This window comes from Streptomyces sp. NBC_00490 (assembly GCF_036013645.1).
In the GTDB taxonomy this organism is placed as follows: Bacteria; Actinomycetota; Actinomycetes; order Streptomycetales; family Streptomycetaceae; genus Streptomyces; species Streptomyces canus_F.
On record NZ_CP107869.1, the window covers coordinates 6,892,754 to 6,917,278 of the forward strand.

Annotated in this window: 21 protein-coding genes; 12 read left to right on the forward strand and 9 right to left on the reverse strand. The window is 69.5% G+C overall.

Going from position 1 to position 24,525, the window contains the following annotated elements; genetic code table 11:
* The first annotated feature begins 464 nt into the window (after positions 1 to 464).
* Together OG381_RS31690 and OG381_RS31695 are read left to right on the forward strand one after the other, a co-directional pair.
* Positions 465 to 2,252: a glycosyltransferase family 2 protein gene (locus tag OG381_RS31690; RefSeq protein ID WP_327719444.1), complete on the forward strand. Its 1,788-nt coding sequence runs from the start codon at positions 465 to 467 to the stop codon at positions 2,250 to 2,252.
* A 2-nt stretch (positions 2,253 to 2,254) separates the two neighbouring features.
* Positions 2,255 to 4,210, forward strand: a complete 1,956-nt coding sequence (locus tag OG381_RS31695) for a kelch motif-containing protein (protein WP_327719445.1) — start codon at positions 2,255 to 2,257, stop codon at positions 4,208 to 4,210.
* Between the two features lie 31 nt (positions 4,211 to 4,241).
* On the opposite strand, the gene OG381_RS31700 is transcribed toward OG381_RS31695, so the two are convergent.
* Together OG381_RS31700 and OG381_RS31705 are read right to left on the reverse strand one after the other, a co-directional pair.
* Positions 4,242 to 5,240 (reverse strand): glycoside hydrolase family 6 protein, encoded by a 999-nt coding sequence (locus OG381_RS31700; RefSeq protein WP_327719446.1) that lies wholly within the window; start codon positions 5,238 to 5,240, stop codon positions 4,242 to 4,244.
* 152 nt (positions 5,241 to 5,392) lie between these two features.
* Positions 5,393 to 6,385, reverse strand: a complete 993-nt coding sequence (locus OG381_RS31705; RefSeq protein WP_327719447.1) for an ArsR/SmtB family transcription factor — start codon at positions 6,383 to 6,385, stop codon at positions 5,393 to 5,395.
* Positions 6,386 to 6,485: 100 nt separating this feature from the next.
* Between OG381_RS31705 and OG381_RS31710 the strand changes: the two genes are divergently transcribed.
* From OG381_RS31710 to OG381_RS31720, 3 genes are all read left to right on the forward strand, one after another.
* A complete protein-coding gene (locus OG381_RS31710; RefSeq protein ID WP_327719448.1) occupies positions 6,486 to 7,736 on the forward strand; it encodes an MFS transporter in 1,251 nt (416 codons plus the stop codon).
* An 11-nt stretch (positions 7,737 to 7,747) separates the two neighbouring features.
* The gene (locus OG381_RS31715) at positions 7,748 to 8,257 is read left to right on the forward strand and encodes a MarR family winged helix-turn-helix transcriptional regulator (protein WP_327719449.1); all 510 of its coding nucleotides are present in this window, start codon (positions 7,748 to 7,750) and stop codon (positions 8,255 to 8,257) included.
* Between the two features lie 160 nt (positions 8,258 to 8,417).
* Positions 8,418 to 8,897, forward strand: coding sequence for a hypothetical protein (locus OG381_RS31720; protein ID WP_327719450.1), 480 nt, complete (start codon positions 8,418 to 8,420; stop codon positions 8,895 to 8,897).
* A 3-nt stretch (positions 8,898 to 8,900) separates the two neighbouring features.
* On the opposite strand, the gene OG381_RS31725 is transcribed toward OG381_RS31720, so the two are convergent.
* The gene (locus tag OG381_RS31725) at positions 8,901 to 9,242 is read right to left on the reverse strand and encodes a DUF3817 domain-containing protein (protein ID WP_327719451.1); all 342 of its coding nucleotides are present in this window, start codon (positions 9,240 to 9,242) and stop codon (positions 8,901 to 8,903) included.
* Positions 9,243 to 9,306: 64 nt separating this feature from the next.
* On the opposite strand from OG381_RS31725, the gene OG381_RS31730 reads away from it, so the two are divergent.
* Positions 9,307 to 11,007 (forward strand): acyl-CoA mutase large subunit family protein, encoded by a 1,701-nt coding sequence (locus OG381_RS31730; protein WP_327719452.1) that lies wholly within the window; start codon positions 9,307 to 9,309, stop codon positions 11,005 to 11,007.
* Here the strand turns inward: OG381_RS31730 and OG381_RS31735 are convergent.
* Positions 10,983 to 11,621: a TetR/AcrR family transcriptional regulator gene (locus OG381_RS31735; protein WP_327719453.1), complete on the reverse strand. Its 639-nt coding sequence runs from the start codon at positions 11,619 to 11,621 to the stop codon at positions 10,983 to 10,985. The two genes, OG381_RS31730 and OG381_RS31735, sit on opposite strands and share 25 nt — an antisense overlap.
* 204 nt (positions 11,622 to 11,825) lie before the next feature.
* Between OG381_RS31735 and OG381_RS31740 the strand changes: the two genes are divergently transcribed.
* The 4 genes from OG381_RS31740 to OG381_RS31755 all read left to right on the forward strand — a co-directional run bounded on the left by OG381_RS31740 (position 11,826) and on the right by OG381_RS31755 (position 16,082).
* Positions 11,826 to 12,806, forward strand: coding sequence for a tetratricopeptide repeat protein (locus OG381_RS31740; RefSeq protein WP_327719454.1), 981 nt, complete (start codon positions 11,826 to 11,828; stop codon positions 12,804 to 12,806).
* Between the two features lie 665 nt (positions 12,807 to 13,471).
* The gene (locus tag OG381_RS31745) at positions 13,472 to 14,107 is read left to right on the forward strand and encodes a DUF6230 family protein (protein WP_327719455.1); all 636 of its coding nucleotides are present in this window, start codon (positions 13,472 to 13,474) and stop codon (positions 14,105 to 14,107) included.
* Between the two features lie 117 nt (positions 14,108 to 14,224).
* Positions 14,225 to 14,794, forward strand: coding sequence for a DUF6114 domain-containing protein (locus tag OG381_RS31750; protein WP_327719456.1), 570 nt, complete (start codon positions 14,225 to 14,227; stop codon positions 14,792 to 14,794).
* Complete coding sequence (locus OG381_RS31755; protein ID WP_327719457.1) at positions 14,784 to 16,082, forward strand: hypothetical protein; 1,299 nt, start codon at positions 14,784 to 14,786, stop codon at positions 16,080 to 16,082. The genes OG381_RS31750 and OG381_RS31755 overlap by 11 nt, the downstream gene beginning before the upstream one ends.
* Before the next feature lie 124 nt (positions 16,083 to 16,206).
* On the opposite strand, the gene pyk is transcribed toward OG381_RS31755, so the two are convergent.
* From pyk to pta, 3 genes are all read right to left on the reverse strand, one after another.
* Complete coding sequence (pyk, locus tag OG381_RS31760; protein ID WP_327719458.1) at positions 16,207 to 17,631, reverse strand: pyruvate kinase; 1,425 nt, start codon at positions 17,629 to 17,631, stop codon at positions 16,207 to 16,209.
* An 82-nt stretch (positions 17,632 to 17,713) separates the two neighbouring features.
* A complete protein-coding gene (locus OG381_RS31765) occupies positions 17,714 to 18,937 on the reverse strand; it encodes an acetate kinase (RefSeq protein WP_327719459.1) in 1,224 nt (407 codons plus the stop codon).
* The gene (gene pta, locus OG381_RS31770) at positions 18,934 to 21,039 is read right to left on the reverse strand and encodes a phosphate acetyltransferase (protein WP_327719460.1); all 2,106 of its coding nucleotides are present in this window, start codon (positions 21,037 to 21,039) and stop codon (positions 18,934 to 18,936) included. Before pta ends, OG381_RS31765 begins: the two co-directional genes overlap by 4 nt.
* A gap of 182 nt (positions 21,040 to 21,221) precedes the next feature.
* Here pta and OG381_RS31775 point away from each other — a divergent pair, with 182 nt between their 5' ends.
* A complete protein-coding gene (locus OG381_RS31775; protein ID WP_327719461.1) occupies positions 21,222 to 22,247 on the forward strand; it encodes an ATP-dependent 6-phosphofructokinase in 1,026 nt (341 codons plus the stop codon).
* Between the two features lie 31 nt (positions 22,248 to 22,278).
* Here OG381_RS31775 and OG381_RS31780 read toward each other — a convergent pair whose 3' ends face one another.
* On the reverse strand, positions 22,279 to 22,992 hold the full coding sequence (locus OG381_RS31780; protein ID WP_327719462.1) for a helix-turn-helix domain-containing protein: 714 nt from the start codon (positions 22,990 to 22,992) through the stop codon (positions 22,279 to 22,281).
* A gap of 197 nt (positions 22,993 to 23,189) precedes the next feature.
* Here OG381_RS31780 and OG381_RS31785 point away from each other — a divergent pair, with 197 nt between their 5' ends.
* Positions 23,190 to 23,633, forward strand: a complete 444-nt coding sequence (locus tag OG381_RS31785) for a PPOX class F420-dependent oxidoreductase (protein WP_327719463.1) — start codon at positions 23,190 to 23,192, stop codon at positions 23,631 to 23,633.
* Between the two features lie 35 nt (positions 23,634 to 23,668).
* Here the strand turns inward: OG381_RS31785 and OG381_RS31790 are convergent, their stop codons facing one another.
* Positions 23,669 to 24,523 (reverse strand): carbohydrate ABC transporter permease, encoded by an 855-nt coding sequence (locus OG381_RS31790; RefSeq protein WP_327719464.1) that lies wholly within the window; start codon positions 24,521 to 24,523, stop codon positions 23,669 to 23,671.
* Between the last annotated feature and the right edge of the window lie 2 nt (positions 24,524 to 24,525).

Below are 24,525 nucleotides of genomic sequence, written 5' to 3' on the forward strand. Positions count from 1 at the left end.
TGCGCACCGCCCCCAGGCGGGGCACCCACGCTCGCGCGCCGCCTCCAAGCGGGACGCCCCCGCAGGCGCACCGCCGCACCGCCCCCCAGGCGGAACGCAGCCGCATTCGCCCCCGGCGGGGCGCCACCCACGCATGCGCACCGCCGCACCGCCCCCAGGCGGGACGGGCCCGCGCATGCGCAACGGCGAGAAGGGGACGTACCGGGGGGTGTCCGCCCGCAGCGTCGGGCGACCAACCAACCGCACATGCCCAACCCACAGCACCGCCCGACCGAGGACGGACACCCCCCGGTGCGGCACCGACCCCCAACGACGAGTAGTGCGCAACGCACGCCCCCACCGAAGCCGCCACAGGCCGCCGCAGGCACCCCGCACCCCCACTCGCCTGGACCCTCCCAGTTCGACACGCCCCTAAATCTCCACTTGTGTGTGGATATCGGCTCGTTCGATCACTGGAGGGCGCTGTGCGGCCGGAGGGCTACGACTACGACACCCACAGCCGACTTGCCGGACCGCTCACCGAGCCGTCCGAAGAGAAGTACCGGGTGCAGTACACCTCACTCCTCGCAGGCGAGCCGCACCGAATACGCGCGATCCTTCTGATGACCCTCGCGCCCCTGCTCACCGGCGCCCTGCTGGTCTACCTCGTCTGGCCCACCCACTGGGTCGAACGCGAGGGCGGCGACGGGTGGATGGTCGGCCTCGACATCACGATGCTCATAGCCATCGCGCTCATCGAGCTGTTCATGGTCGTCAACGTCGTCTCCGTCGCCCACGCCACCCTCGTGGCCCGCGACCCCGTCCCCGTCACCCCCGAACCCGGCACCCGCGTCGCCTTCCTCACGACGTACGTCCCGGGCAAGGAACCCCTGGAGATGGTCCGCGCCACCCTCGAGGGCGCCACGAGGATCACCCACACCGGCCCCCTGGACGTCTGGCTCCTGGACGAGGGCGACGACGAACCGGCCAAGGCCCTGTGCGCGGAACTCGGTGTACGGCACTTCACCCGCCACGGCGTCCCCGAGTGGAACAGACCCAAGGGCGTCCACAAGGCGAACACCAAGCACGGGAACTACAACGCCTGGATCGCCATGCACGGCGACGCGTACGACTTCTTCGCCTCGGTCGACACCGACCACGTCCCGCTCCCCAACTTCCTGGAGCGGATGATGGGTTACCTCCGGGACCCGGACGTCGCCTTCGTCGTGGGCCCGCAGGTGTACGGCAACTACCACAACCCCGTCACCAAGGCCGCCGAGTCCCAGCAGTTCCTCTTCCACGCGCTGATCCAGCGCGCCGGCAACCGCTACCGCGCCCCCATGTTCGTCGGCACCAACAACGTCGTACGCATCGCGGCCGTGAAGCAGATCGGCGGCCTGTACGACTCCATCACCGAGGACATGGCCACCGGCTTCGAGCTCCACCGCCACCGCAACCCGAGAACCCGCAACCACTGGCGCAGCGTCTACACCCCCGACGTCCTCGCCGTCGGCGAAGGCCCCGCCTCCTGGACGGACTTCTTCACCCAGCAGATGCGGTGGTCGCGCGGCACGTACGAGACGCTCTTCAAGCAGTACTGGAAGGCACCGTTCACGATGCCGCCCGGGCGCCTCCTCTCGTACACGCTGATGCTCGTCTACTACCCGATGACGGCCGTCAACTGGTTCCTGGGCATCCTGAGCTGTTTCCTGTTCCTCTGGTTCGGCGCGTCCGGCACTCAGGTCGCCGCATCCGTCTGGCTGATGCTCTACAGCGACGCGGCCGCCCTCCAGATCGGCCTCTACCTCTGGAACCGCCGCCACAACGTCTCCCCGCACGAGCCCGAGGGCTCCGGCGGCCTCGCGGGCATGGCGATGTCGGCCCTCTCCGCGCCGATCTACCTGAAGTCCTTCGGCGAGGCCCTCATCCGCCGCCCCAGCCGCTTCGTCGTCACCCCGAAGGGCGGCGACGCCAGCCCCGACCGGCTGCTCACCTTCCGCATCCACCTGTTCTGGGCGGCCCTCCTCGCGACCTCGCTGGCCGGCTCGGTCGTCCTGGACCACACGCATGTGGCGATGCGCACCTGGGCGGTCCTGGCCATGGCGATATCCCTGGCCCCGGTCGGTGTGTGGATCTCCACCCGCCTGAAGGAACGCCAGGCCCACCGCTCCAGGACGACGGTCACAGCCACAGCCTCAGTCACCCCCCGTCCCGTCGACGGCACCGAGCCCGCCCTCGCCACCACCTCCAGCACCACGACAGGAGGCAACTAGGCATGGCCTACCAGCCGTCCCAGCGCACCAAGAAGACCGTCCTCGGCATCGGCGGCATCGCCGTCCTCGTCGGCCTGAACGCCCCGGCCGCGCTCGACTTCGCCGGTGATCAGTACTACGCGTACAAGATCGCCCAGCCCGGGTACAAGGCGAAGTACGGGAGTTGGAGCCGGGTCGACATCCCGGAGGAGTACCGCACCAACGCCATCCACGCGGCGCTCCTGCACACCGGCAAGGTACTCATCGTCGCGGGCTCCGGGAACGAACAGAAGAAGTTCGACGAGGGGTCCTTCGACACCGTTCTCTGGGACCCGGCCAAGGACACCTTCAAGAAGATCCCGACCCCCGACGACTTCTTCTGCTCGGGGCACGCCCAACTCCCGGACGGCAGGCTCCTCGTGGCCGGCGGTACGGCCCGCTACGAGCTGCTCGACGGCGAGGTGGACCGGGCCGGCGGCGGCATGCGCGTGAAGAACGAGAACCCCGACAAGGCGATCGTCCTGAAGAAGGGGACCCGCTTCCGCTCGCCCGCCGGGGTCGAGTACGCCACCAAGTTCGACGTCACCGTCCCCAAGGCGAAGAAGACCTTCAAGGTCACCTACAACGCCCGCGGGGTGATGCAGCCCTGGCAGACGAAGGTGACGGCCGCCGAGGCGCGGGTCTTCGTGGAGGCCGTGGAGAAGGGCCCGATGTCCGTCACGGAGAAGCAGGCCCAGTACGAGATCGTGGGCCTGAACGGCGAGGACGCGGACAACGCCTACGGCCTCAGCGAGAAGATCACCCTCGACAAGCAGGACTTCCAGGGCATCCGCGCCGCCTACGAGTTCGACCCGCTCGCCGAGAAGTACATCCCGGTCGACCCGATGGACAAGGCCCGCTGGTACCCGACCCTGGTCGGCCTCGACGACGGCCGCGTCCTCGCCGTCTCCGGCCTGGACGACGTGGGGATGATCGACCCGGGCGACAACGAGATCTACGACCCGAAGACGAAGAAGTGGTCACCAGGCCCCAAGCGGTACTTCCCCACGTACCCGGCGCTCTTCCTCACCAAGGGCGGCAAGCTCTTCTACCCGGCCTCCAACGCCGGTTACGGGCCTGCCGACATGGGCCGCGAACCGGGGCTGTGGGACCTGAAGACCAACACCTTCGAGAAGGTCCCCGGTCTGCGCGACGCCGACGAGACGGAGACCTCGGCGTCCCTCCTCCTGCCGCCCGCGCAGGACCAGAAGGTGATGATCCTCGGCGGCGGAGGCGTCGGCGAGTCGAAGAAGTCGACCCCGCGCACGGCCGTGGTCGACCTGAAGAAGGACAACCCCGTCTTCGAGGACGGCCCCGACCTCCCGCAGGGCACGCGGTACCTGAACAGCGTGATCATGCCGGACGACACCGTGTTCACCGCGAACGGCGCCGAGGACTACCGCGGCCGCAGTGCCAGCAACATCCTCAAGGCGCAGTTCTACGACCCGAATGGCAACGTCTTCCACGAGGCCGCGTCCCCGACGGTGGGCCGCAACTACCACTCCGAGGCGCTGCTGCTGCCCGACGGAAGGGTCGCCAGCTTCGGCTCCGACCCGCTCTACGACGACCAGCAGAACACCAAACTGGGTCACTTCGAGCAGCGCATGGAGATCTTCACACCGCCGGCCCTGCACCGTGGCGGCGCCGACCGCCCCGAACTGAAGGACGGACCGAAGGAACTCGGCGCGGACCACCGCGCGACCTTCCGCACCGCCGACGCGGACCGGATCGCCGAGGCGCGGCTGATGCGGCCGAGCGCGGTGACGCACACCACCGACGTCGAACAGCGCTCCATCGAGCTCGGCATCACGAAGAACGCGAACGCCGTCACCTTCGAGGTGCCCAAGGACCCGGCTCTGGTGCCGCCCGGCTGGTACATGCTGTTCGTGACGGACGCGGACGGCACCCCGTCCGAAGCGAAGTGGATCCAGGTGAAGTAGACGGAGCGGTTGGCGCGGTCGAAGTGGCCGGTCAGTTCCGGGAGTTGTCCGCCAGCCCCAGGGCGTACTCCGGCCACCACTGCCCGGCGTCCGGACCGCCCTCGCAGGTCCCGTCCGACTCGCCGGGCCGCTTGACCCACAGATAGGCGTCCAGGGCCGTCTCGCCGGTGCTCGTCGTCGGCGCGGTGCCCAGCGCCCGGCCGGGCGGGTTGCACCACACGCCCGGCAGCGGCCCGTTGCCGTTACGGCTGCTGTCGATGACGAAGTGCTTGCCGTCGAGGTCCTTGGAGAGGCGGCGGCCGTACTCCTTGGTGACGGCGTCGGTCTGGAAGTTGGAGACGTTCAGCGAGAAGCCGTCGGCCTTCGCCACGCCTGCCCGCAGCAGTGGCTCGACCAGCTTCTTGGGCTGCCGGATCCACGACGGGTTGCCCGCGTCGAGGTACACCTTGGTGTTCGGCTGCCGCTTCAGCCGGTCGATCGCCTCGGCCAGCAACTGCTCGCGCTCGGCGTGGTATTCGCCCGGTGTGCAGCCGTCCACGATGTGCGCGACCGCGTCGGGTTCCAGGACGACGAGGGCCTTCGCGTCACCGAGCGCGTCCGCGAACCTCCCGATCCACTGCCGGTAGGCGTCCGCGTCCGCGGCCCCGCCCGCCGAGTGCTGGCCGCAGTCCCGGTGCGGGATGTTGTACGCGACGAACAGTGCCGTACGGTCCTCGGCCGCGGCCGAGCCGATGGCCGCCCTGACGGTCGGACCCGGGTCGATCTCACCGGCCGGCCACAGCGCGGCCGGCTGGTCCGCGATCTTCTGGAGCCGCGCCGCGTCCCGGGTACGGCCCTCCCGCTGCCACAGCTGGATCTGCTGGGCGGCGGAACTGTTGGGGTCCACCCAGAACGGGGACGCCGGATCCGTGTCCGACTTCCTGCTGGCCGCGCCGGCGACGGAGGCCTCCTCGACGTCGGACGCGGAGGAGCAGCCTGCGGCGAGCGCGAGGGTTGTGAGGACCGCGAGGGTGTGGGTCAGCCGGGGCATGCTGCTCCCTTGCGCGAGGGTGACGTTGGGTAAGGGTGCGTCACCCATCGTCACATGGGTCACCTGTCCGAACCGGATGCGACACCGCTCCGCGGGGAGGGCCGCGTTCGTCTGCGGGTTGGTGGGGGCTGGTCGCGCAGTTCCCCGCGCCCCTAGCGAGGCGCTGGCGCGGCCCCGCTCAGGGCGATCCCCAGCGGGGTGCGTTCGTACAAAACCTGGTGGCCGTACCTTCTCGCGGTGAGCAGGCCCGCGTCGCGCAGGACCGTCAGGTGGGCGGAGACGGATGACGGGGCGAGGCCGAGGCGGTGGGCCAGGGCGGTTGTGGTGGCTGGTTCGTCGAGTGCGGCGAGTACGGCGGCCCGGCCGCGGCCGAGGAGTCGTACGAGCGAGTCGGACGTACGGTCGTCGGGCTCGGCCCACAACCCGCCGATGCCCCGCGCCGGATACGCGAGGGTCGGCTGCCAGGGCGGGTCGAAGGTGCTGACCACGTCGGGCCAGATGAAGACGCTCGGCATGAGCACCAGCCCCTGGCCCTCGAGCCGTCGCTCGTGCTCGCCCCGGTGCTCGACGGTCAGCGTCCCCGCGTCCCACCCGAACCGCCGGCTGATCTCCGGCAGCAGTCCGCCGAGCCCCACCTCGGCCAGCCGGCGCGAGTGGAAGGCGACGTCGGCCTCCAGCAGGGCGCGCAGCCGGGGCCAGTCCGGGGCGACGAGGGTGCGCCAGACCTCCTCGACCGCGTCGGACAGTTCCCGCACCATCCGGACGGGATCCCGCATCCAGGCCCGTCCGTGCACCGACTCCAGGGCGCCGGGCGTGCACGCGAGCGACTTCGCGGTGTCCGCGCGCGCGGCCGCCGGATCACTCGCGCGTACGGCCGCGATCTCCTCCTCGAAGGTGGCCCCGGGCCCGAGCGGGGGCGGGCCCAGCCAGTCGGGGGAGTGCCCGCGGCGGGGCATGAGCAGCCACAACGGCGTGAGGTCCAGCTCGGCGGCCGCGGTGCGGATCCGGCGCAGCCAGGGCGTGTGATAGCCGTGCCGGTCGGGCCGCTTCAGGGTGCGGACGACTTCCTGCGTCTCCCAGAGAGGGGAGATCGCGAAGCGGCAGCGGAGGAAGTCGTCCTCACCGAAGTGCAGTCGCGAAGGCATACGCGTCCCTGGCTGGATGGCTGGATGAGTGGCTGGCAGGAAGATTCGGCTGTGTCCGAAACTCTAGGGCGTGGGCGGGGCGGTCGGCACGCTGCTGCACATGACGGACGACACCCTCACCGCCGCCCCGCCCACCGGCTACGGCCGCGTCTTCGCCGTACGGGAGTTCCGCGCGGTCTTCGTGGCGCATCTGCTCTCCCTGTTGGGTGTCGTGGTCAGCGAGATCGCGCTCTCGGTCCTCGTCTACGACCTGACGGGCTCGCCCCTGATGAGCGCGCTGGCGTTCGCGCTCGGATTCCTCCCGTACGTCGTCGGCGGCACCCTGCTCGCGGGGATCGCCGACCGCTTTCCGGCCCGGCGGGTGCTGGTGGTGTGCGACCTGGTGTGCGCGGCGTGCGTGTTGCCGATGGCGGCGCCGGGGGCGGGCATCGGGCTGCTGCTGGCGCTGCGGTGCTGTCTGGCGGTGGTGGCGCCGGTGTTCCAGGGGACGCGGATGGCGACGCTGGCCGACATCCTCGGGGACGGCGATCTGTTCGTCCTGGGTCGCTCGCTGCTGCGGATCGTGTCGCAGAGCGCGCTGCTCGTGGGGTATGGGGTGGGCGGCCTGCTGCTGACCGTGGTGGCGCCCCGGCATGCGCTGCTGATCACGGTGGCCACGTTCTGCGCGTCGGCGGTGCTGCTGCGGTTCGGTACGCGGCGGCGGCCGGCGCGGGCGGGGGCCGGGACGGCGCTGGTGACGGAGTCGCTGAAGGGCGCGCGGCAGGTGTTCGCGAACCGCAGGGTCCGGGTGCTGCTGTTCCTCTTCTGGGTGCCGCCGATGTTCTCGGTGGTGCCGGAGGCGCTGGCGGCGCCGTACGCGGACGATCTGGGCGCGGGGTCGGTGGGGCTGGGGCTGCTGATGTGCGCGCTGCCGGTGGGCACGATCGCGGGGGAGCTGTGGGCGGGGGCGCGGCTGGGGCCGGCGGCCCGGGAACGGATCGCGTTGCCGCTGGTGGGCGTGACGCTGGTGCCGTACGTGGCGTATGTGCTGCACCCGGGGCTGTCCGTCTCCCTGCTGGTGTTGGTGCTGTCGGGGGCGGGGTCGGCGTACACGCTGGGCCTGGACCAGTGGTTCGTGCGGGCGGTGCCGGAGGAGCTGCGGGGCCGGGCGATGACGCTGCTGACGGCCGGCCTGATGACGATCCAGGGCGTGGGAATGGCGCTGGCGGGGGTGGTGGCCGAGTTCGCGGGGGTCGCGGGGACCGTGGCGGGGGCGGGAGTGCTGGGCACGGCGTGCTGTGTGCTGCTGGCCGTGGCGGCCCGCCGGACCGAATGCCAAGACGGGGCTGACCAGCATGTGACCGGCCGGTAAGGTCTGGTGCCGTGCCGAAGCCGCTCAGTCTTCCCTTCGATCCCATCGCCCGCGCCGACGAACTCTGGAAGCAGCGCTGGGGAAACGTGCCGTCCATGGCCGCGATCACCTCGATCATGCGCGCCCACCAGATCCTCCTCGCCGAGGTCGACGCGGTCGTCAAGCCCTACGGACTGACCTTCGCGCGCTACGAGGCCCTGGTCCTGCTCACCTTCTCCAAGGCCGGCGAGCTGACCATGTCCAAGATCGGCGAACGTCTGATGGTCCACCCCACGTCGGTCACCAACACGGTCGACCGCCTGGTGAAATCGGGCCTCGTGGACAGAAAGCCCAACCCCAACGACGGCCGCGGCACACTCGCCGTCATCACCGAAAAGGGCCGCGAGGTCGTCGAATCCGCCACCCGCGACCTCATGGCCATGGACTTCGGACTCGGCGTCTACGACGCGGAGGAATGCGCCGAACTCTTCGCGATGCTCAGACCCCTACGGGTGGCGGCGCACGACTTCGACGAGGGCTGAGGCGGTCGGTCAACCCGCGGGAGCGGATCGCACCTGAAGGTGATCTCACCCGCGCATGATCGATACGGCAGCCAGGGGCCGATGTTTTCCCTGCGATCTTGTTGGGCGGTCATCGTCCGGGCGATGGAGTCCGGGCCCAACAGGAACAGGGGAATCCGCCGTGTCGAAGCTTCGTACTGCCACTCGTCGCTTACTGACCGCCGGGAGCGCCGTCGCGGTCATCGGTGCCGTGACACTGGGCGCCGGAGGAGTGGCGAGGGCCAGCGCCACCGGGACCACCGCGATCGGGACGTTCGACTACGACCTGCGCGGGGCGGGGGTGAAGGTCCCCGTGGGGTGCTTCCTGACGCACTCCATCGACGGCTCGGGCAAGCGCATCACGAGCCAGTTGGCGGGCGTGGACTGCATGGGACTCGCGGCGACCTTCTCCAAGTTCTGCAACTGGAGGATCGACTTCACCTACGCGGACACCGGCAACCGGACGTACAAGACCGCCCGCGGCAAGACGCACACCGAATGCCGTCGCGATCCGCTGCGACGCAACTCCGCGCAGACGCTGCCGAAGTACGGAAAGGCCTGCGCGAGGTTCTACGTGAACGGCAAGCTGCGCGCCACGCAGTGCCACTTCATCACGAAGTGAGCGTCAGGCCGCGGCGGTCTTCGGGGCGGGGTCGTCGATCACGAGCGGTGTGACCTCCCGGGTCACCTTGCGCTCGACGAAGAAGGCGGCGGTCGGAACCGTGCCGGCGAGGAGCACCCAGGCGAGGCGGCCCAGCGGCATCTTCGCCTTGGTGCCCAGGTCGAAGGCGAAGACCAGGTAGATGACGTACAGCCAGCCGTGGGCGATGCCGACCACCGAGACGAAGCCGTCGAACCCGTCCAGGCCCAGCAGTCGCTTCCCGATCACGCCGATCGTCAGCAGGATGAGCAGGACGGCGGTGACGTAGGCCATCACCCGGTAGCGGGTCAGGACGCTCTTCTTCATGCCGTCGAGAGTAACGGGTGGGTTGCCGTCGACATTTACTAGGACGTCCTAGTAAATTCGAAGCATGGACGCTGACGCCATCGAAGAGGGCCGCCGACGGTGGCAGGCCCGGTACGACGCCTCGCGTAAGCGGGAGGCGGACTTCACCACGTTGTCCGGGGATGCCGTGGAGCCGGTGTACGGGCCCCGGGCGGGGGACCGGTATGACGGGTTCGAGCGGATCGGGTGGCCGGGGGAGTATCCGTTCACGCGGGGGCTCTATCCGACCGGGTACCGGGGGCGCACGTGGACCATCCGGCAGTTCGCCGGGTTCGGGAACGCCGAGCAGACCAACGAGCGGTACAAGAAGATCCTCGCCAACGGGGGCGGGGGGCTGTCCGTCGCTTTTGACATGCCGACCCTCATGGGGCGGGACTCCGACGACCCCCGGGCGCTCGGCGAGGTCGGGCACTGCGGGGTCGCCATCGACTCGGCCGCCGACATGGAGGTGCTGTTCAAGGACATCCCGCTCGGGGACGTCACCACCTCCATGACCATCAGCGGGCCCGCTGTTCCCGTCTTCTGCATGTACCTCGTCGCCGCCGAGCGGCAGGGTGTCGATCCCGGGGTGCTCAACGGCACGCTCCAGACCGACATCTTCAAGGAGTACATCGCGCAGAAGGAGTGGCTCTTCCAGCCCGAGCCCCATCTGCGGCTCATCGGGGATCTCATGGAGTACTGCGCGCAGGGCATCCCCGCGTACAAGCCGCTCTCCGTCTCCGGGTACCACATCCGCGAAGCGGGATCGACGGCCGCGCAGGAGCTCGCCTACACGCTCGCCGACGGGTTCGGGTACGTGGAGCTGGGGCTGAGCCGCGGACTCGACGTCGAGGTCTTCGCGCCCGGGCTCTCCTTCTTCTTCGACGCCCACGTCGATTTCTTCGAGGAGATCGCCAAGTTCCGCGCGGCCCGCAGGATCTGGGCGAGGTGGATGCGGGACGTGTACGGGGCGCGGAGCGACAAGGCGCAGTGGCTGCGCTTCCACACCCAGACCGCCGGGGTCTCGCTGACCGCGCAGCAGCCGTACAACAACGTCGTACGGACGGCCGTCGAGGCGCTCGCGGCCGTGCTCGGCGGCACCAACTCCCTGCACACCAACGCCCTCGACGAGACCCTCGCGCTCCCGTCCGAGCAGGCCGCGGAGATCGCGCTGCGGACCCAGCAGGTACTCATGGAGGAGACCGGGGTCGCCAACGTGGCGGATCCGCTGGGCGGTTCGTGGTACGTGGAGCAGCTGACGGACCGTATCGAGGCCGACGCCGAGAAGATCTTCGAGCAGATCAAGGAGCGGGGGCTGCGGGCCCATCCCGACGGGCGGCATCCCATCGGGCCCATCACCTCCGGCATCCTGCGCGGCATCGAGGACGGCTGGTTCACCGGCGAGATCGCCGAGTCCGCGTTCCAGTACCAACGGTCCCTGGAGAAGGGCGACAAGAGGGTCGTCGGCGTCAACGTCCACCACGGCTCCGTCACCGGCGACCTGGAGATCCTGCGGGTCAGCCACGAGGTGGAGCGGGAGCAGGTGCGCGTGCTGGGTGCCCGCAAGGGCGCGCGGGACGAGGCCGCGGTACGCACCGCCCTCGACGCGATGCTCGCCTCCGCGCGGGACGGCGGCAACATGATCGGGCCGATGCTGGACGCCGTACGGGCCGAAGCGACCCTCGGTGAGATCTGCGGGGTGCTGCGGGACGAGTGGGGCGTCTATACGGAGCCGGCGGGGTTCTGAGCGGAGGTCAGCCCCAGGAGCAGCACCCTCGTGAAGCTCCGTACCCACTCCTCGTCCGCCGCGCCCGCGCTCACCAGGGTGCGGTGGACGACGGCGCCCGCGACGACGTCGAAGATGAGGTCCACCGTGCGCGCGGCTTCCTCCGGATCGGGCTCCGGGGGAAGTTCCCCGCGTTGTTCGGCGCGGGCGCGGCCCTCCAGCACGAGCCGTTTCTGGCGTTCGACGATCGACTCGCGGATGCGTTCGCGCAGGACCTCGTCGCGGGTGGACTCGGCGATCACCGCCATCAGGCCGCTCTTGGCCTCCGGGCGGTCCAGGATCCGTGCGAACTGCAGGACCACGCCCTCGATGTCGGCGGCGAGTGTGCCGCGGTCGGGGAGTTCCAGTTCGTCGAAGAGTTCCGCCACCGCGTCGACGACCAGTTCGTTCTTGCCCGCCCAGCGACGGTAGAGCGTCGTTTTCGCGACCCCCGCGCGGGCCGCCACGTCTCCCAGGGTGAGCTTGGACCAGCCCAGTTCCACGAGAGCCTCACGGGTCGCCGCGAGGATCGCCGCGTCCGCGGTGGCGCTGCGGGGGCGTCCTGTGGCCCGCGGGGCGGGAGTGCGGCTCTGCATCCCATGACCATAACCGGCGTTTCCCGTGCGGCCGTGAGGGAGATCACCGGGCCCGGGTGGCCCCGAGGCACCCCGTGCCATTACGCTACGACCCGTAGCGAAACCACTGGCGCGGGGTGGGGACCCGGCGCTCGGCAGTACAGAAGCGGTACCGGCTTTCTCAACGCTTTTCACTTGCACGCGCGGACGGGGGAGGATAGACGCATGCAGCCACGGAACATGTCCATGAGCGGAGTCGTCGACCTCGCCGCGGTGAAGGCGGCCCAGGAGGCCAAGGAGAAGGCGGAGCAGGCGCGCGCCGCAGCGGCCCGGCAGGGCGGCGGCACCGCAGGCGTCTCGCCGGCCGATCTCGTCATCGACGTCGACGAGGCCGGATTCGAGCGGGACGTCCTGCAGCGCTCCACCGAGGTACCGGTCGTCATCGACTTCTGGGCCGAGTGGTGCGAGCCCTGCAAGCAGCTCAGCCCGGTGCTGGAGCAGCTCGTCGTCCAGTACAACGGGCGCCTCCTCCTCGCCAAGATCGACGTCGACGCCAACCAGATGCTGATGCAGCAGTTCGGGGTCCAGGGGATTCCGGCCGTCTTCGCGGTGGTGGCCGGACAGGCCCTGCCGCTCTTCCAGGGAGCCGCCGGCAAGGAGCAGATCCAGCAGACCCTGGACCAGTTGGTGCAGGTCGCCGAGGAGCGCTTCGGGCTCACCGGGATCACGGTGGACCCCGACGCCCGGCCCGGTGCCGCGCAGGCCGCCGCGCCCGCGACGCCGGTCGGACCCTACGACGCGCTGCTCGAGGCCGCCGTACAGGCCCTGGACGCGGGGGACTTCGGCGGTGCGGTGCAGGCGTACAAGAGCGTACTGAGTGACGACCCGGGCAACTCGGAGGCCAAACTGGGCCTCGCCCAGGCCGAGTTGCTCCAGCGGGTGCAGGGTCTGGACCCGCAGCAGGTCCGCAAGGACGCCGCCGAGAAGCCGGCCGATGTGCCGGCGCAGATCGCCGCCGCCGACCTGGATCTGGTGGGCGGACATGTGGATGACGCCTTCGGACGGCTCATCGACACCGTGCGGCGCACGTTCGGTGACGACCGGGATGCCGTACGTGTACGGCTGTTGGAGCTCTTCGAGGTCGTCGGGGCCGATGACCCGCGGGTGGTCGCGGCGCGCCGGGCGCTGGCGCGGGCCCTGTTCTAGGGGAGGGGTGCCGACCGGGGCGGGAGCCCCGTTCTGACCAGTCCCTAAACATCCGGGCCTGTGGTGCCCGAGTGAAAGATTTGCCGACGGAGTGCCACTGCGGCCGCGCTTTACCAAATCTTGGTAAACGCGGCCGCTGTTACTGCAAGTAAGTTTTGGACGTTGATCTGTCGGTTTCTGTCCGGCGATCAACAATTTTGTCCGGCCCCTTCGCGCCACCCTGAGTCGTCGGCCGAGACCAGCGGGTCGTTGTTCGGTTATCCGGCCGTTACTACCGAGTAACGAAGCCCCTTGTGCGGGCGGCGAGAATGCACCACGATCGGCGACGCTCGGTCCATTCCCCGCACCCCGACAGCCGGTCGGGCCCGCGGGAACTCCTGGGTCCCCACCGAGTAGAGCAGGCAGCAGTGGTGCCTGCTCTTGGGCAGGGGGGTCTTCGCCTTCCGGTGAAGCCTGTCCAGCAAGGTTGTGCGTGATGTGCTCAGGCGCGACCAGTGGTTGTCGCTCGGGGGTGATCGCCGGTGATCGGTGCGCGGTTCGCGCCTCCGAGTACGGGCGCTCCCCTTCCCGAGGACGTAGCACTTCTCCCATCCCTGCCCGGCTGAGCCGTCATGTTCGACAGGGGCAGTCAGGGCCAGGAGATGTACGTCCGAGAAGGAGGAAATATGGAGTCCCAGGTGCGTGGCGGGACCAGATGGAAGCGGTTCGCCGTCGTGATGGTGCCCAGCGTGGCCGCCACGGCTGCGATAGGTGTCGCCCTCGCGCAGGGCGCTCTCGCCGCGTCGTTCAGTGTGTCGGGCCAGTCGTTCAAGGTCACCGCGGACAAGCTCGTCGGTACGGGCTTCTCCCAGTACGGTGCGCTTGACTCGGGGTACACCCTCGACGGCAAGAAGACGGCTCACCCCGTCGCGGTCTCGGCGTTCAAGTCGGCCTCGATCACTGACATGTGTCAGTCCGTGGTCACGCCGAACATCCCGATCCTCGGGTCGGTCAGCCTGATCCTGAAGGCGGGCGGCGGCAGTACTCCCGTCCAGGCCGAGAACCTGTACATCGATGTCCAGGACCTCGAGGCCGACGCGACGTTCGAGAACATCGACATCGGTGTGGCCGCCAAGGACGCCAGCAAGGGTCCGGGCATGAAGGGTGGCGGCGAGCAGGCCAACCCCTTCGGCTTCGCCCAGCAGGCCGACAAGGCCACGCTGACCGACGTGAAGCAGACGGCGTGGGCGACCACTGCCGGAACCTTCAAGCTCAGCGGCCTCAAGATGTCGCTGTCGTCAGGTGTCAAGGAGTGCTACTAAGCACTCGCTGACGGGCGGGGGAGCCGATGGCGCCCCCGCCCGTCCACTGTGAAGCGCGGTTCTTCACGTGCCGTACAACTCACCACCACAGCAACGCCGCACCAGGGAGCTGTATCCATGAGCGCCGAGACTCCTGCCGTACCCGGCCACGATGAGCACTACATCCGGGTCATCAAGCGGAAGTTCCGCGCCTGGCGGGGCGACCGGCCGTTCTGGGCCGGCCTGTTCGTCCTTCTGGGCGGAATCCCCATCGCGTACTTCCCTTACGCACACATCCAGATCGGTCACCTGACCCTCGCGATGGCCACCACCGCGGGCGCCGGGTCCCTGATCATCGGCGTGCTGCTGGTGGTCCTCGGCATCAGCCTCTGGTTCCAGAAGCACGTGCGCACTTTCGCGGGCGTGGCGGCGATCCTGCTGGCCCTGGTGTCCATCCCCGTGTCCAACCTCGGCGGCTTCCTCGTCGGCTTCCTCTTCGCCCTCGTCGGCGGAGCGATGGCCGTGGCCTGGGTGCCGGGCGGGCCGCCGGTGCAGGAGCCGGGCCAGGAGGGCACCGCGGGTGAGGGCAGTGCCCCCGAGGGTGCGGTTCCCACGCTCTCCAAGGACGCGTACGACGTCGGTGAGCCGAACGATCTGTCAGGAACGAGCCCGGCGAACGGGGCGAACGGGAGGCACAGTGCCGGCTGACGAGGTGACCCACGGGACCGATGTGGAGGGGTCCCGTGCGAGAACCGGGCCACGGCATGCGGCGCCCAAGAAGCCGCTGTTCACCCGCTTCCACATGCCCGCCGGCAAGGCGATAGCCCTGGCGGCGATGCCGACCGCGGTCCTCATGGGGATGGGGTTCACGCCGACGCTCGCCGCCAACGCGGAGGACCAGCCCGCCTCCAAGAGCCTGACGGCCGACGAGTACAAGGACTGTGTCGCGGCCCTGGAGGACGACGCCTCGGCGTCCGCCTCACCGTCGCCGTCGGCCTCCGCCAGTGACTCCGCCGACGACACCGAGGCGTCTCCCTCGGCGTCCGCTTCCCCGGGCTCCGGCTCGGGCGGCGACTCCTCGTCGGATTCAGGTTCCGACGACGAGACCGAGCCCACGCCGTCGGCGTCCGCCAGTTCGTCCTCGCCCAGCTCCAACGACGCCCAGTCCGGTGCCACCGCCACACCCTCGCCCTCGGCCTCCGAGAGCAGCGGGAACGTGCTGGAGGACATCGGCGACGCCATCGAGGACATCTTCACGGGCGGCGAGAGCGCCTCGCCGTCCGCGAGCGCCAGCCCGACGCCGTCCGCCTCGGCCTCGGAGAGCGCCTCCGACGACAGCAAGGACGACGCGTCCGACGCCGTCAAGGACACCACCGACAAGGTCGCCGACACGGTCGAGGACACCGCGAAGGACACGACCGACGCGGCGTCCAAGGCTGCCGAGGACACCACCAAGGCTGTCGAGAAGGCGGCCGAGGCGGCCACCGCCAGCCCGTCGCCGAGCTCCAGCACGGACGTCGACGACTGCCCGGTCGCCACCGACGCGGAGGGCGGCGTGGACAACGCCGTGCCGCTGCCGGTCGACCCCTGGTACCTGAACGCCAGCTCGCTGCTGCTGAAGGGCGCCGACTACAAGGGCATCGTCAAGGTGCGCACGGCCGACGGCACCGTCAAGGAGGTGCTGAAGTACGTCATCTCCGACGGCACCGACATCGGCGACCTGCACCAGACGGTGAAGGACGAGCAGTCCGGCAAGACCTACCACGTGCAGGCGGCCAAGGGCTCGACCTCCACGATCCGTGACGGCGACACGGTGATGTACACGGAGAGCATCTCCGGCAACCTGCTGGGACTGATCCCGGTGACGTTCAGCCCGAAGAGCCCGCCGCCGCTGAACATCCCGCTGATCTACTTCACCAAGGTGACGGTCGTGCAGGCCGGCCAGTTCGGCGGCACCCTGCACGTGCCCGGGCTGCACAACTTCACCACCGACTGAGCGCCCCCACAGGCCCGTTCGGGAGCCGCGACACGCCTGAGGGCGCCCCCTGATCCAGGGGGCGCCCTCAGCGCCGTACAGGGGCCTTCTCGGCCGTCGGGGCCCCCGGAGGGGCCCCGGGGTGCTACTTGTGGCCGCCCAGGTGGTGGACGCGGAGCATGTTGGTGGTGCCGGGGATGCCGGGGGGCGAGCCGGCGGTGATGATGACGATCTCGCCCGGGTTGAAGCGGTTGATCTTGGCGATCTCCTGGTCGACCATGTCGACCATTTCGTCGGTGCTGTTCACGAACGGCACGACGTGCGACTCGACGCCCCAGCTGAGCGTCAGCTGGTTGCGGGTGCTCTCGTCGGTGGTGAAGGCGACGATCGGCTGGACCGCGCGGTAGCGCGACAGACGGCGGGCGGTGTCGCCGGACTGGGTGAAGGCGACCAGGGCCCGGCCGCCGAGGAAGTCGGCGATCTCGCACGCGGCACGGGCGATCGAACCGCCCTGCGTGCGCGGCTTCTTGCCCGGGACGAGCGGCTGCAGACCCTTGCTGAGCAGCTCCTGCTCGGCCGCGGTGACGATCTTCGACATCGTCTTGACGGTCTCGATCGGGTAGGCGCCCACGCTCGACTCGGCGGACAGCATGACCGCGTCCGCGCCGTCCAGGATCGCGTTGGCCACGTCGGAGGCCTCGGCGCGGGTGGGACGGGAGTTGGTGATCATCGACTCCATCATCTGGGTCGCCACGATCACCGGCTTGGCGTTGCGGCGGCACAGCTCGATGAGGCGCTTCTGCACCATCGGGACCTTCTCGAGCGGGTATTCGACGGCGAGGTCACCACGGGCGACCATCACGGCGTCGAACGCCATCACGACGTCCTCCATGTTCTCCACCGCCTGCGGCTTCTCCACCTTGGCGATGACGGGGACCCGGCGGCCCTCCTCGTCCATCACCTTGTGGACGTCGGCCACGTCCTTGGCGTCGCGGACGAAGGACAGCGCGACCATGTCGCAGCCCATGCGCAGCGCGAAACGGAGGTCCTCGACGTCCTTCTCGGACAGCGCGGGCACGTTCACGGCCGCGCCGGGCAGGTTGATGCCCTTGTGGTCGGAGACGACACCGCCCTCGATGACGATCGCCTTGACCCGGGGGCCCTCGACGTCCAGGACCTTCAGCTCGACGTTGCCGTCGTTGATGAGGATCTGGTCGCCGCGCGAGACATCGCCCGGCAGGCCCTTGTAGGTGGTCCCGCAGATCTGCTTGTCACCCTGGACGTCCTCGGTCGTGATGACGAACTCGTCACCGCGCTCCAGCTCCACCGGGCCCTCGGCGAAGGTCTCCAGGCGGATCTTGGGGCCCTGAAGGTCGGCGAGGACACCGATGGCCCGGCCCGTCTCCTTGGCGGCGGCACGGACGCGGTCGTACCGCCCCTGGTGTTCGGCGTGCGTGCCGTGGCTGAAGTTGAAGCGGGCCACGTTCATGCCGGCTTCGATCAGGGACACGAGCATTTCGTGGGAGTCGACCGCGGGGCCGAGAGTACAGACGATTTTCGAACGGCGCATGGGGCGATCCTATCGGTTTGTTTCGCTACGGAATATTCCGTCTGGTGGAAGATACAAATGGGCGCCTATCTGCTCAGGCGTGTTACTGGCGTGTATTACTTCCGACCAGCGCGTAGGTCTGTGTGGCGATCTCCAGTTCTTCGTCGGTGGGCACCACGGCCACGGCCACGCGTGCGTGCTCCGGGGAGATCAGCCGCGGCTCGTCGCTGCGTACGGCGTTGAGCTCGCTGTCCACCGCGAGGCCCAGCTGCTCCAAGCCCGACACCGCAGCCTCCCGCACCGGGCTCGCGTTTTCCCCGACTCCCGCTGTGAAGGCGATGGCGTCCACCCGGCCCAGCACCGCGTAATAGGCGCCTATGTACTTCTTCAAACGGTGAATGTAGATGTCGAAGGCGAGTTGCGCCTGTTCGTCACCCTCGTCCACGCGGCGGCGGATCTCCCGCATGTCGTTGTCCCCGCACAGTCCGATCAAGCCGCTCTTCTTGTTGAGAAGAGTGTCGATCTCGTCCGTGGACATTTCGCCAACACGCATCAAATGGAAGATGACGGCCGGATCCACGTCTCCGGAGCGCGTACCCATCACGAGCCCCTCCAAAGGCGTCAGCCCCATGGAGGTGTCCACGCACCGGCCCTTCTCGACGGCGGAGGCCGAGGCCCCGTTGCCCAGGTGCAGCACGATGACGTTGACCTCCTGCGGCGCCTTGCCCAGCAGCTTCGCGGTCGCCCGGGCGACGTACGCGTGCGAGGTGCCGTGGAAGCCGTAGCGCCGGATGCGGTGCTCGTCGGCGGTGGCGACGTCGATCGCGTACCGGGCGGCCGACTCCGGCATCGTCGTGTGGAAGGCGGTGTCGAAGACGGCGACCTGGGGCAGGTCGGGGCGCAGCGCCTGGGCGGTGCGGATGCCGGTGAGGTTGGCCGGGTTGTGCAGCGGGGCGACCGGGATCAGCCGCTCGATCTCGGCGAGCACGGCGTCGTCGATGACGGTGGGCGCGGTGAAGGACTGCCCGCCGTGCACGACCCGGTGGCCGATGGCGGCCAGCTCGGGGGAGTCGAGGCCGAGCCCGTCCTTGGCCAGTTCCTCCGCCACGGCCTTCAGGGCGGCCTCGTGGTCGGGGATCGGGCCGGTCCGCTCACGGGAGTCGCCCGTGGTGAGGGACGTGTGCTTGAGCCGGGAGGACTCCTCGCCGATGCGCTCGACGAGGCCCAAGGCCAGCCGGCTGCTGTCCTGCATGTCGAGCAGCTGGTACTTCACCGACGAGGAGCCGGAGTTGAGGACGAGGACACGGGTGCCGCGGGGCGAGCTCACTGCTGGGACGCCTTCTCGGTGGGGGACGGGGCGGGGGACTGGGCCTGGATCGCCGTGATGGCGACGGTGTTGACGATGTCCTGGACGAGCGCGCCCCGGGACAGGTCGTTGACCGGCTTGCGCAGACCCTGGAGCACCGGGCCGACGGCGATCGCGCCGGCCGAACGCTGCACGGCCTTGTAGGTGTTGTTGCCCGTGTTGAGGTCGGGGAAGATCAGGACCGTCGCCTGCCCGGCCACCTCGGACTCCGGCAGCTTGGTCGCCGCGACGGTGGGCTCGACGGCGGCGTCGTACTGGATCGGTCCCTCGATCCGCAGGTCGGGCCGCCGCAGCCGCACCAGCTCGGTCGCCTCGCGCACCTTGTCGACGTCGGCGCCGGAGCCGGAGGTACCCGTCGAGTACGACAGCATCGCGATCCGCGGGTCCACCCCGAACTGCCCGGCGGTCGCGGCCGCCTGGATGGCGATGTCGGCCAACTGCTCGGCGTCCGGGTCCGGGTTGACCGCGCAGTCGCCGTAGACGAGGACCCGGTCGGCCAGGCACATGAAGAAGACGGACGACACGATGTCGGCGTCCGGCTTGGTCTTGATGATCTCGAAGGCGGGCCGGATGGTCGCGGCGGTGGAGTGCACGGACCCGGACACCATGCCGTCGGCGAGCCCCTCCTGCACCATCAGCGTCCCGAAGTAGTTCACGTCGGAGACGACGTCGTACGCCAGCTCCACCGTCACGCCCTTGTGGGCGCGCACGGTCGCGTACTTCTCGGCGAAGGAGTCGCGCAGCTCGCTGGTGGCCGGGTCGATCAGCTGGGCGTGGCCGAGGTCGATGCCGAGGTCGGCGGCCTTCTTGCGGATCTGGTCGACAGGGCCGAGCAGGGTGAGTTCACAGACCCCGCGGCGCAGCAGCACCTCGGCGGCGTGCAGGACGCGGGGCTCGGTGCCCTCGGGCAGCACGACGCGGCGCTTGTCGGAGCGGGCCTGCTCCAGGAGCTTGTGCTCGAACATCATCGGTGTGACGCGGTCGCTGCTGGGTGCCGAGACCCGCTTGAGCAGGTCGCCGCTGTCGATGTACCGCTCGAAGAGGCCGAGCGCGGTCTCCGCCTTGCGTGGCGTGGCCGCGTTCAACTTCCCTTCCAGGGAGAAGAGTTGCTCGGCGGTCGGGAAGCTGTTGCCGGGCACCGAGAGTACCGGGGTGCCCGGGGCGAGGCGGGCGGCGAGGGTGAGGACGTCGTCGTTCGGCACCTCGCCCAGGGTGAGCAGCACACCGGCTATCGGCGGGGTGCCGGCGCTGTGCGCGGCGAGCGAGCCGACGACCAGGTCGGCGCGGTCGCCCGGGGTCACGACGAGACAGCCCGGGGTCAGGGCGCCGAGGAAGTTCGGCAGCATGGCGCCGCCGAAGACGAAGCCGAGCGCGTCCCGGGCCAGCCCCGAGTCGTCGCCGAGCAGCACCTTGGCGCCGAGGGACTGGCCGATCTGCGCGACGGTGGGCGCGGACAGCGCGGGCTCGTCGGGCACGACGTAGCAGGGCACGGGCAGCCGGGAGGAGTCCAGCCGCTCGGCGATGAGGTCCCGGTCCTCGCGGGCGACGCGGTTGGTGACCATGGCGAGGACGTCGCAGCCCAGCCCGTCGTAGGCGCGGTACGCGTTGCGGGTCTCGGCCAGCACCGACTCGGCGGGCTGCTTGCGGCCGCCGACGACGGGGATGACGGACGCCCCGAACTCGTTGGCGAGCCGGGCGTTGAGCGAGAGCTCGTCGGGGAGCTGGGTGTCGGCGAAGTCCGTCCCGAGGACGAGGACGACGTCGTAGTCGCGCGCGACGAGGTGGAAGCGGTCGACGAGCGTCGAGACCAGCTCGTCCGTCCCTCGTTCGGCCTGGAGCGTGGACGCCTCGTGGTAGTCCATGCCGTAGACCGTCGTGGGGTCCTGGGAGAGGCGGTAGCGGGCGCGCAGCAACTCGAACAGGCGATCGGGACTGTGGTGGACGAGGGGCCGGAAGACACCCACCCGGTCGACCTGCCGGGTCAGGAGTTCCATGACCCCCAGCTCGACGACCTGGCGGCCGTCGCCGCGGTCGATTCCGGTCACGTACACGCTGCGGGTCACGCGTGCTCTCCGTTCCAAAGAGGGGGCACAAAAATCGCCCACCGAGGTGAGCAGAACCCTCTTGACAATACCTCTCGCGCTGGATAAGGCGCCCGTCAGGAGTGGGGGCGGCAGTGCGGTGTGGGACGTGAAACAATCGGACTGGCTCACCGGTATCAACAGCGAGCAGGAGACACAGCACGATGCGTATCGGAGTTCTCACCGCAGGCGGCGACTGCCCCGGCCTGAACGCAGTGATCCGGTCGGTCGTGCACCGAGCGGTCACGCAGTACGGCGACGAGGTGATCGGCTTCGAGGACGGCTACGCGGGCCTCCTGGACAGCCACTACCGCAGCCTCGACCTGGACGCGGTGAGCGGCATCCTGGCCCGCGGCGGCACGATCCTCGGCTCCTCCCGTCTGGAGCGCGACCGTCTGCGCGAGGCCTGTGAGAGCGCGCCCGACATCGCCCGTGACTTCGGCATCGACGCGCTGATCCCGATCGGCGGCGAGGGCACGCTGACGGCGGCGCGGATGCTGTCGGACGCGGGCCTCCCGGTCGTCGGCGTCCCGAAGACGATCGACAACGACATCTCCTCCACGGACCGGACCTTCGGTTTCGACACGGCGGTGGGGGTCGCCACGGAGGCGATGGACCGCCTCAAGACGACGGCCGAGTCGCACCAGCGGGTGATGGTCGTCGAGGTCATGGGCCGCCACGCCGGCTGGATCGCCCTGGAGTCCGGCATGGCCGCCGGCGCCCACGGCATCTGTCTCCCCGAGCGCCCCTTCGACCCGGCCGACCTGGTCAAGTTGGTCGAGGAGCGCTTCTCCCGCGGCAAGAAGTTCGCGGTCATCTGCGTCGCCGAGGGCGCGCACCCCGCCGAGGGCTCCATGGACTACGGCAAGGGCGCCATCGACCAGTTCGGCCACGAGCGCTTCCAGGGCATCGGTACGGCGCTGGCGTACGAGCTGGAGCGACGGCTCGGCAAGGAGGCCAAGCCGGTCATCCTGGGCCACGTCCAGCGAGGTGGCGTACCGACGGCGTACGACCGCGTCCTGGCCACCCGCTTCGGGTGGCACGCGGTGGAGGCCGCGCACCGGGGCGAGTTCGGGCGGATGACGGCGCTGCGCGGGACGGACATCGTGATGGTGCCGCTCGCGGAGGCGGTGACCGAGTTGAAGACGGTGCCCAAGGACCGGATGGACGAGGCGGAGTCGGTCTTCTAACCCGCGTTCACCCACCCCCTCGCCGGGCCCGCTATCCCGTGACCTTCTGGACGTTCGTCCAGAAGGTGTCCACGATCCGGTCGAGGAAGTCCCGGCCCGAGTGGCTCGAATCGCCTGCCGCGCTGCCTTCTCCCCAGCTCAGCGTGGCGACCATCTGCCCCTGGTACTCCTGGTGCAGCTCCTGGAGGACGTCCTCCAGGAGCCGCCGGTCCAGGGGCACGATCTTGCTCACGGGACGGACGTACGCCTGCCAGCGCGTGGTGACGGCGCTGCGGAGATGCTCCGTCAGCCGTGGCTCGCGGCCCGTGACGGTGACGAAGTCCGGCAGAGTCAGGTCCAGCACCTCGGCGAGGACGGCGGACTGACGGTCGTTGCCCCGCCAGTCGTTGTTCTCCTCCATGCTCAGATAGGCGAGGAGTTCGAGCCCCAGGGCATGGGCGACGTCCTCGGGGGCCAGGCCGCGTCTGATCCGGTGCTCGCGCAGGGTGCGCGGCTTGCCGATGAGTTCGCCGGCGGAACACCACAACACGCCCGCGAGAGCGGTGAGTTCGGGGCTGGTGGGATTCGTCGTGCCCCGTTCCCACGCGATGACGAGGTCCGGGGTGACGTAGGGCAGCCCGTAGGAGGCCCGCATGCCGTAGGCGACATGTTCGGGGCCCATGTTCAGGGCGGCACGGAGGCGGCGGGCGGCGGGGGCGTTGAAGGGAGGGCCTGGCTGGTTCGGAAGGGCTGGGGGTCGGCGCACGGGGCACAACGTAGGGGCGTTGGGCTCCGGTTACTACGGTCTGTTCGGCCAGGATCACGGATTGTAGGAACGTACGGTTCAGGCCCCGGTCGGGGGTGGCTGAAGATCGCCTGTCGGGTGGGCGCGGGTGGTGGCGAGGATGGCGCGCAGTGGCGTGATCGGGATTCCGGGAAGGCGTGTGGATCTTCGTGTACGAGGTGAATGGCAAGGTAGAGGGGCATATTCGCGAGCGCTTGCTGGCGCCGAACTTCTGGCACCTCGCGACGGTGGGGCCGGACGGGTCTCCGCAGGTCTCGCCCATGTGGGCGGATCTCGAAGGGGAGTACGTCATGGTCAACACGGCGATCGGGCGCGTGAAGGAGGAGAATCTTCGGCGCAATCCGAACGTTTCCCTGTCGCACCACGACCCCGAGAACCCCTACGACCGGGTGGAGATCCGGGGACGGGTCGTGCGTTTCGTCGAGGGGGAGGAGGCGGAGCGGTCCATGGACCGGCTCACCCGGAAGTACATCGGGGAGGAGCGGTATCCGTGGCTGCTTCCCGGGGAGCGCCGGGTGATGTTGTTGATCGAGCCGGTGCGGGTACGGAGGGTCGTGGGGGTGGAGCCGTTCCGTCCCGGGGTGCTGCCTGAAGAGGGTTAGGGGAGGTCGGCGGGACGGGGAGTGCAGGGGGCCCGTCACCCCTTGACCGCCCCGCCCAACGCGAACCCTCCGCCCAACCGCCGTGCCACCAGCACGTACAGCAGGATCACCGGCGTCGAGTAGATCACCGAGAACGCCGCCAACTGCCCGTACGCCACCATCCCCCGGTTGCCGAAGAACTCGTTGATGCTCACCGCCGCCGGCATCTGATCCGGTGTGAGCAGCAGCATGAACGGGACGAAGAAGTTGCCCCACATCATGACGAACGAGAAGACCGTCACCACCGCCACACCGGGCCCCATCAGGGGCAGCACGATCCGGAGCAGGGACTGGAAGGGCGACGCGCCGTCCGTCCAGGCCGCCTCCTCCAGTTCCTTCGGTACGCCGTCCATGAAGTTCTTCATCAGCCATATCGCGAACGGCAGTTGAGACGCCGCGAAGAAGAAGATCGTGCCCTGGAGGGTGTCGATCAGGTTCACCTGGACGAACAGCGCGTACACCGGGACCATGATCGCGGTGATCGGGAGGCTCGTCGCGAAGAGGATCGTCAGGAGGAAGGGGCGGTTCAGGCGGGAGCGGAAGCGCGACAGGGGGTACGCCGCCAGCGCCGCGCACACCACCGTCAGCAGCGTGCCGCCCCCGCACAGCAGCAGACTGTTCAGCAGCGGGGTGAACGTGATCTCCGGGGTCAGGACCGCGTCGAAGTGGGACAGGGTCACTCCGTCGGGGACCTTCACGCGGAGGTTCGCGTCCGGGTCCACCGAGGACAGGAGCACCCACGCCAGCGGGAGCATGAACGCGGCGGCCACCACCAGGAGGCCCGCGTCGGCGGCCAGGCGGCGGGTGGTTCTGCGGGATGCCATGGAGGCACCGGATGCCCTGGATGCCATCG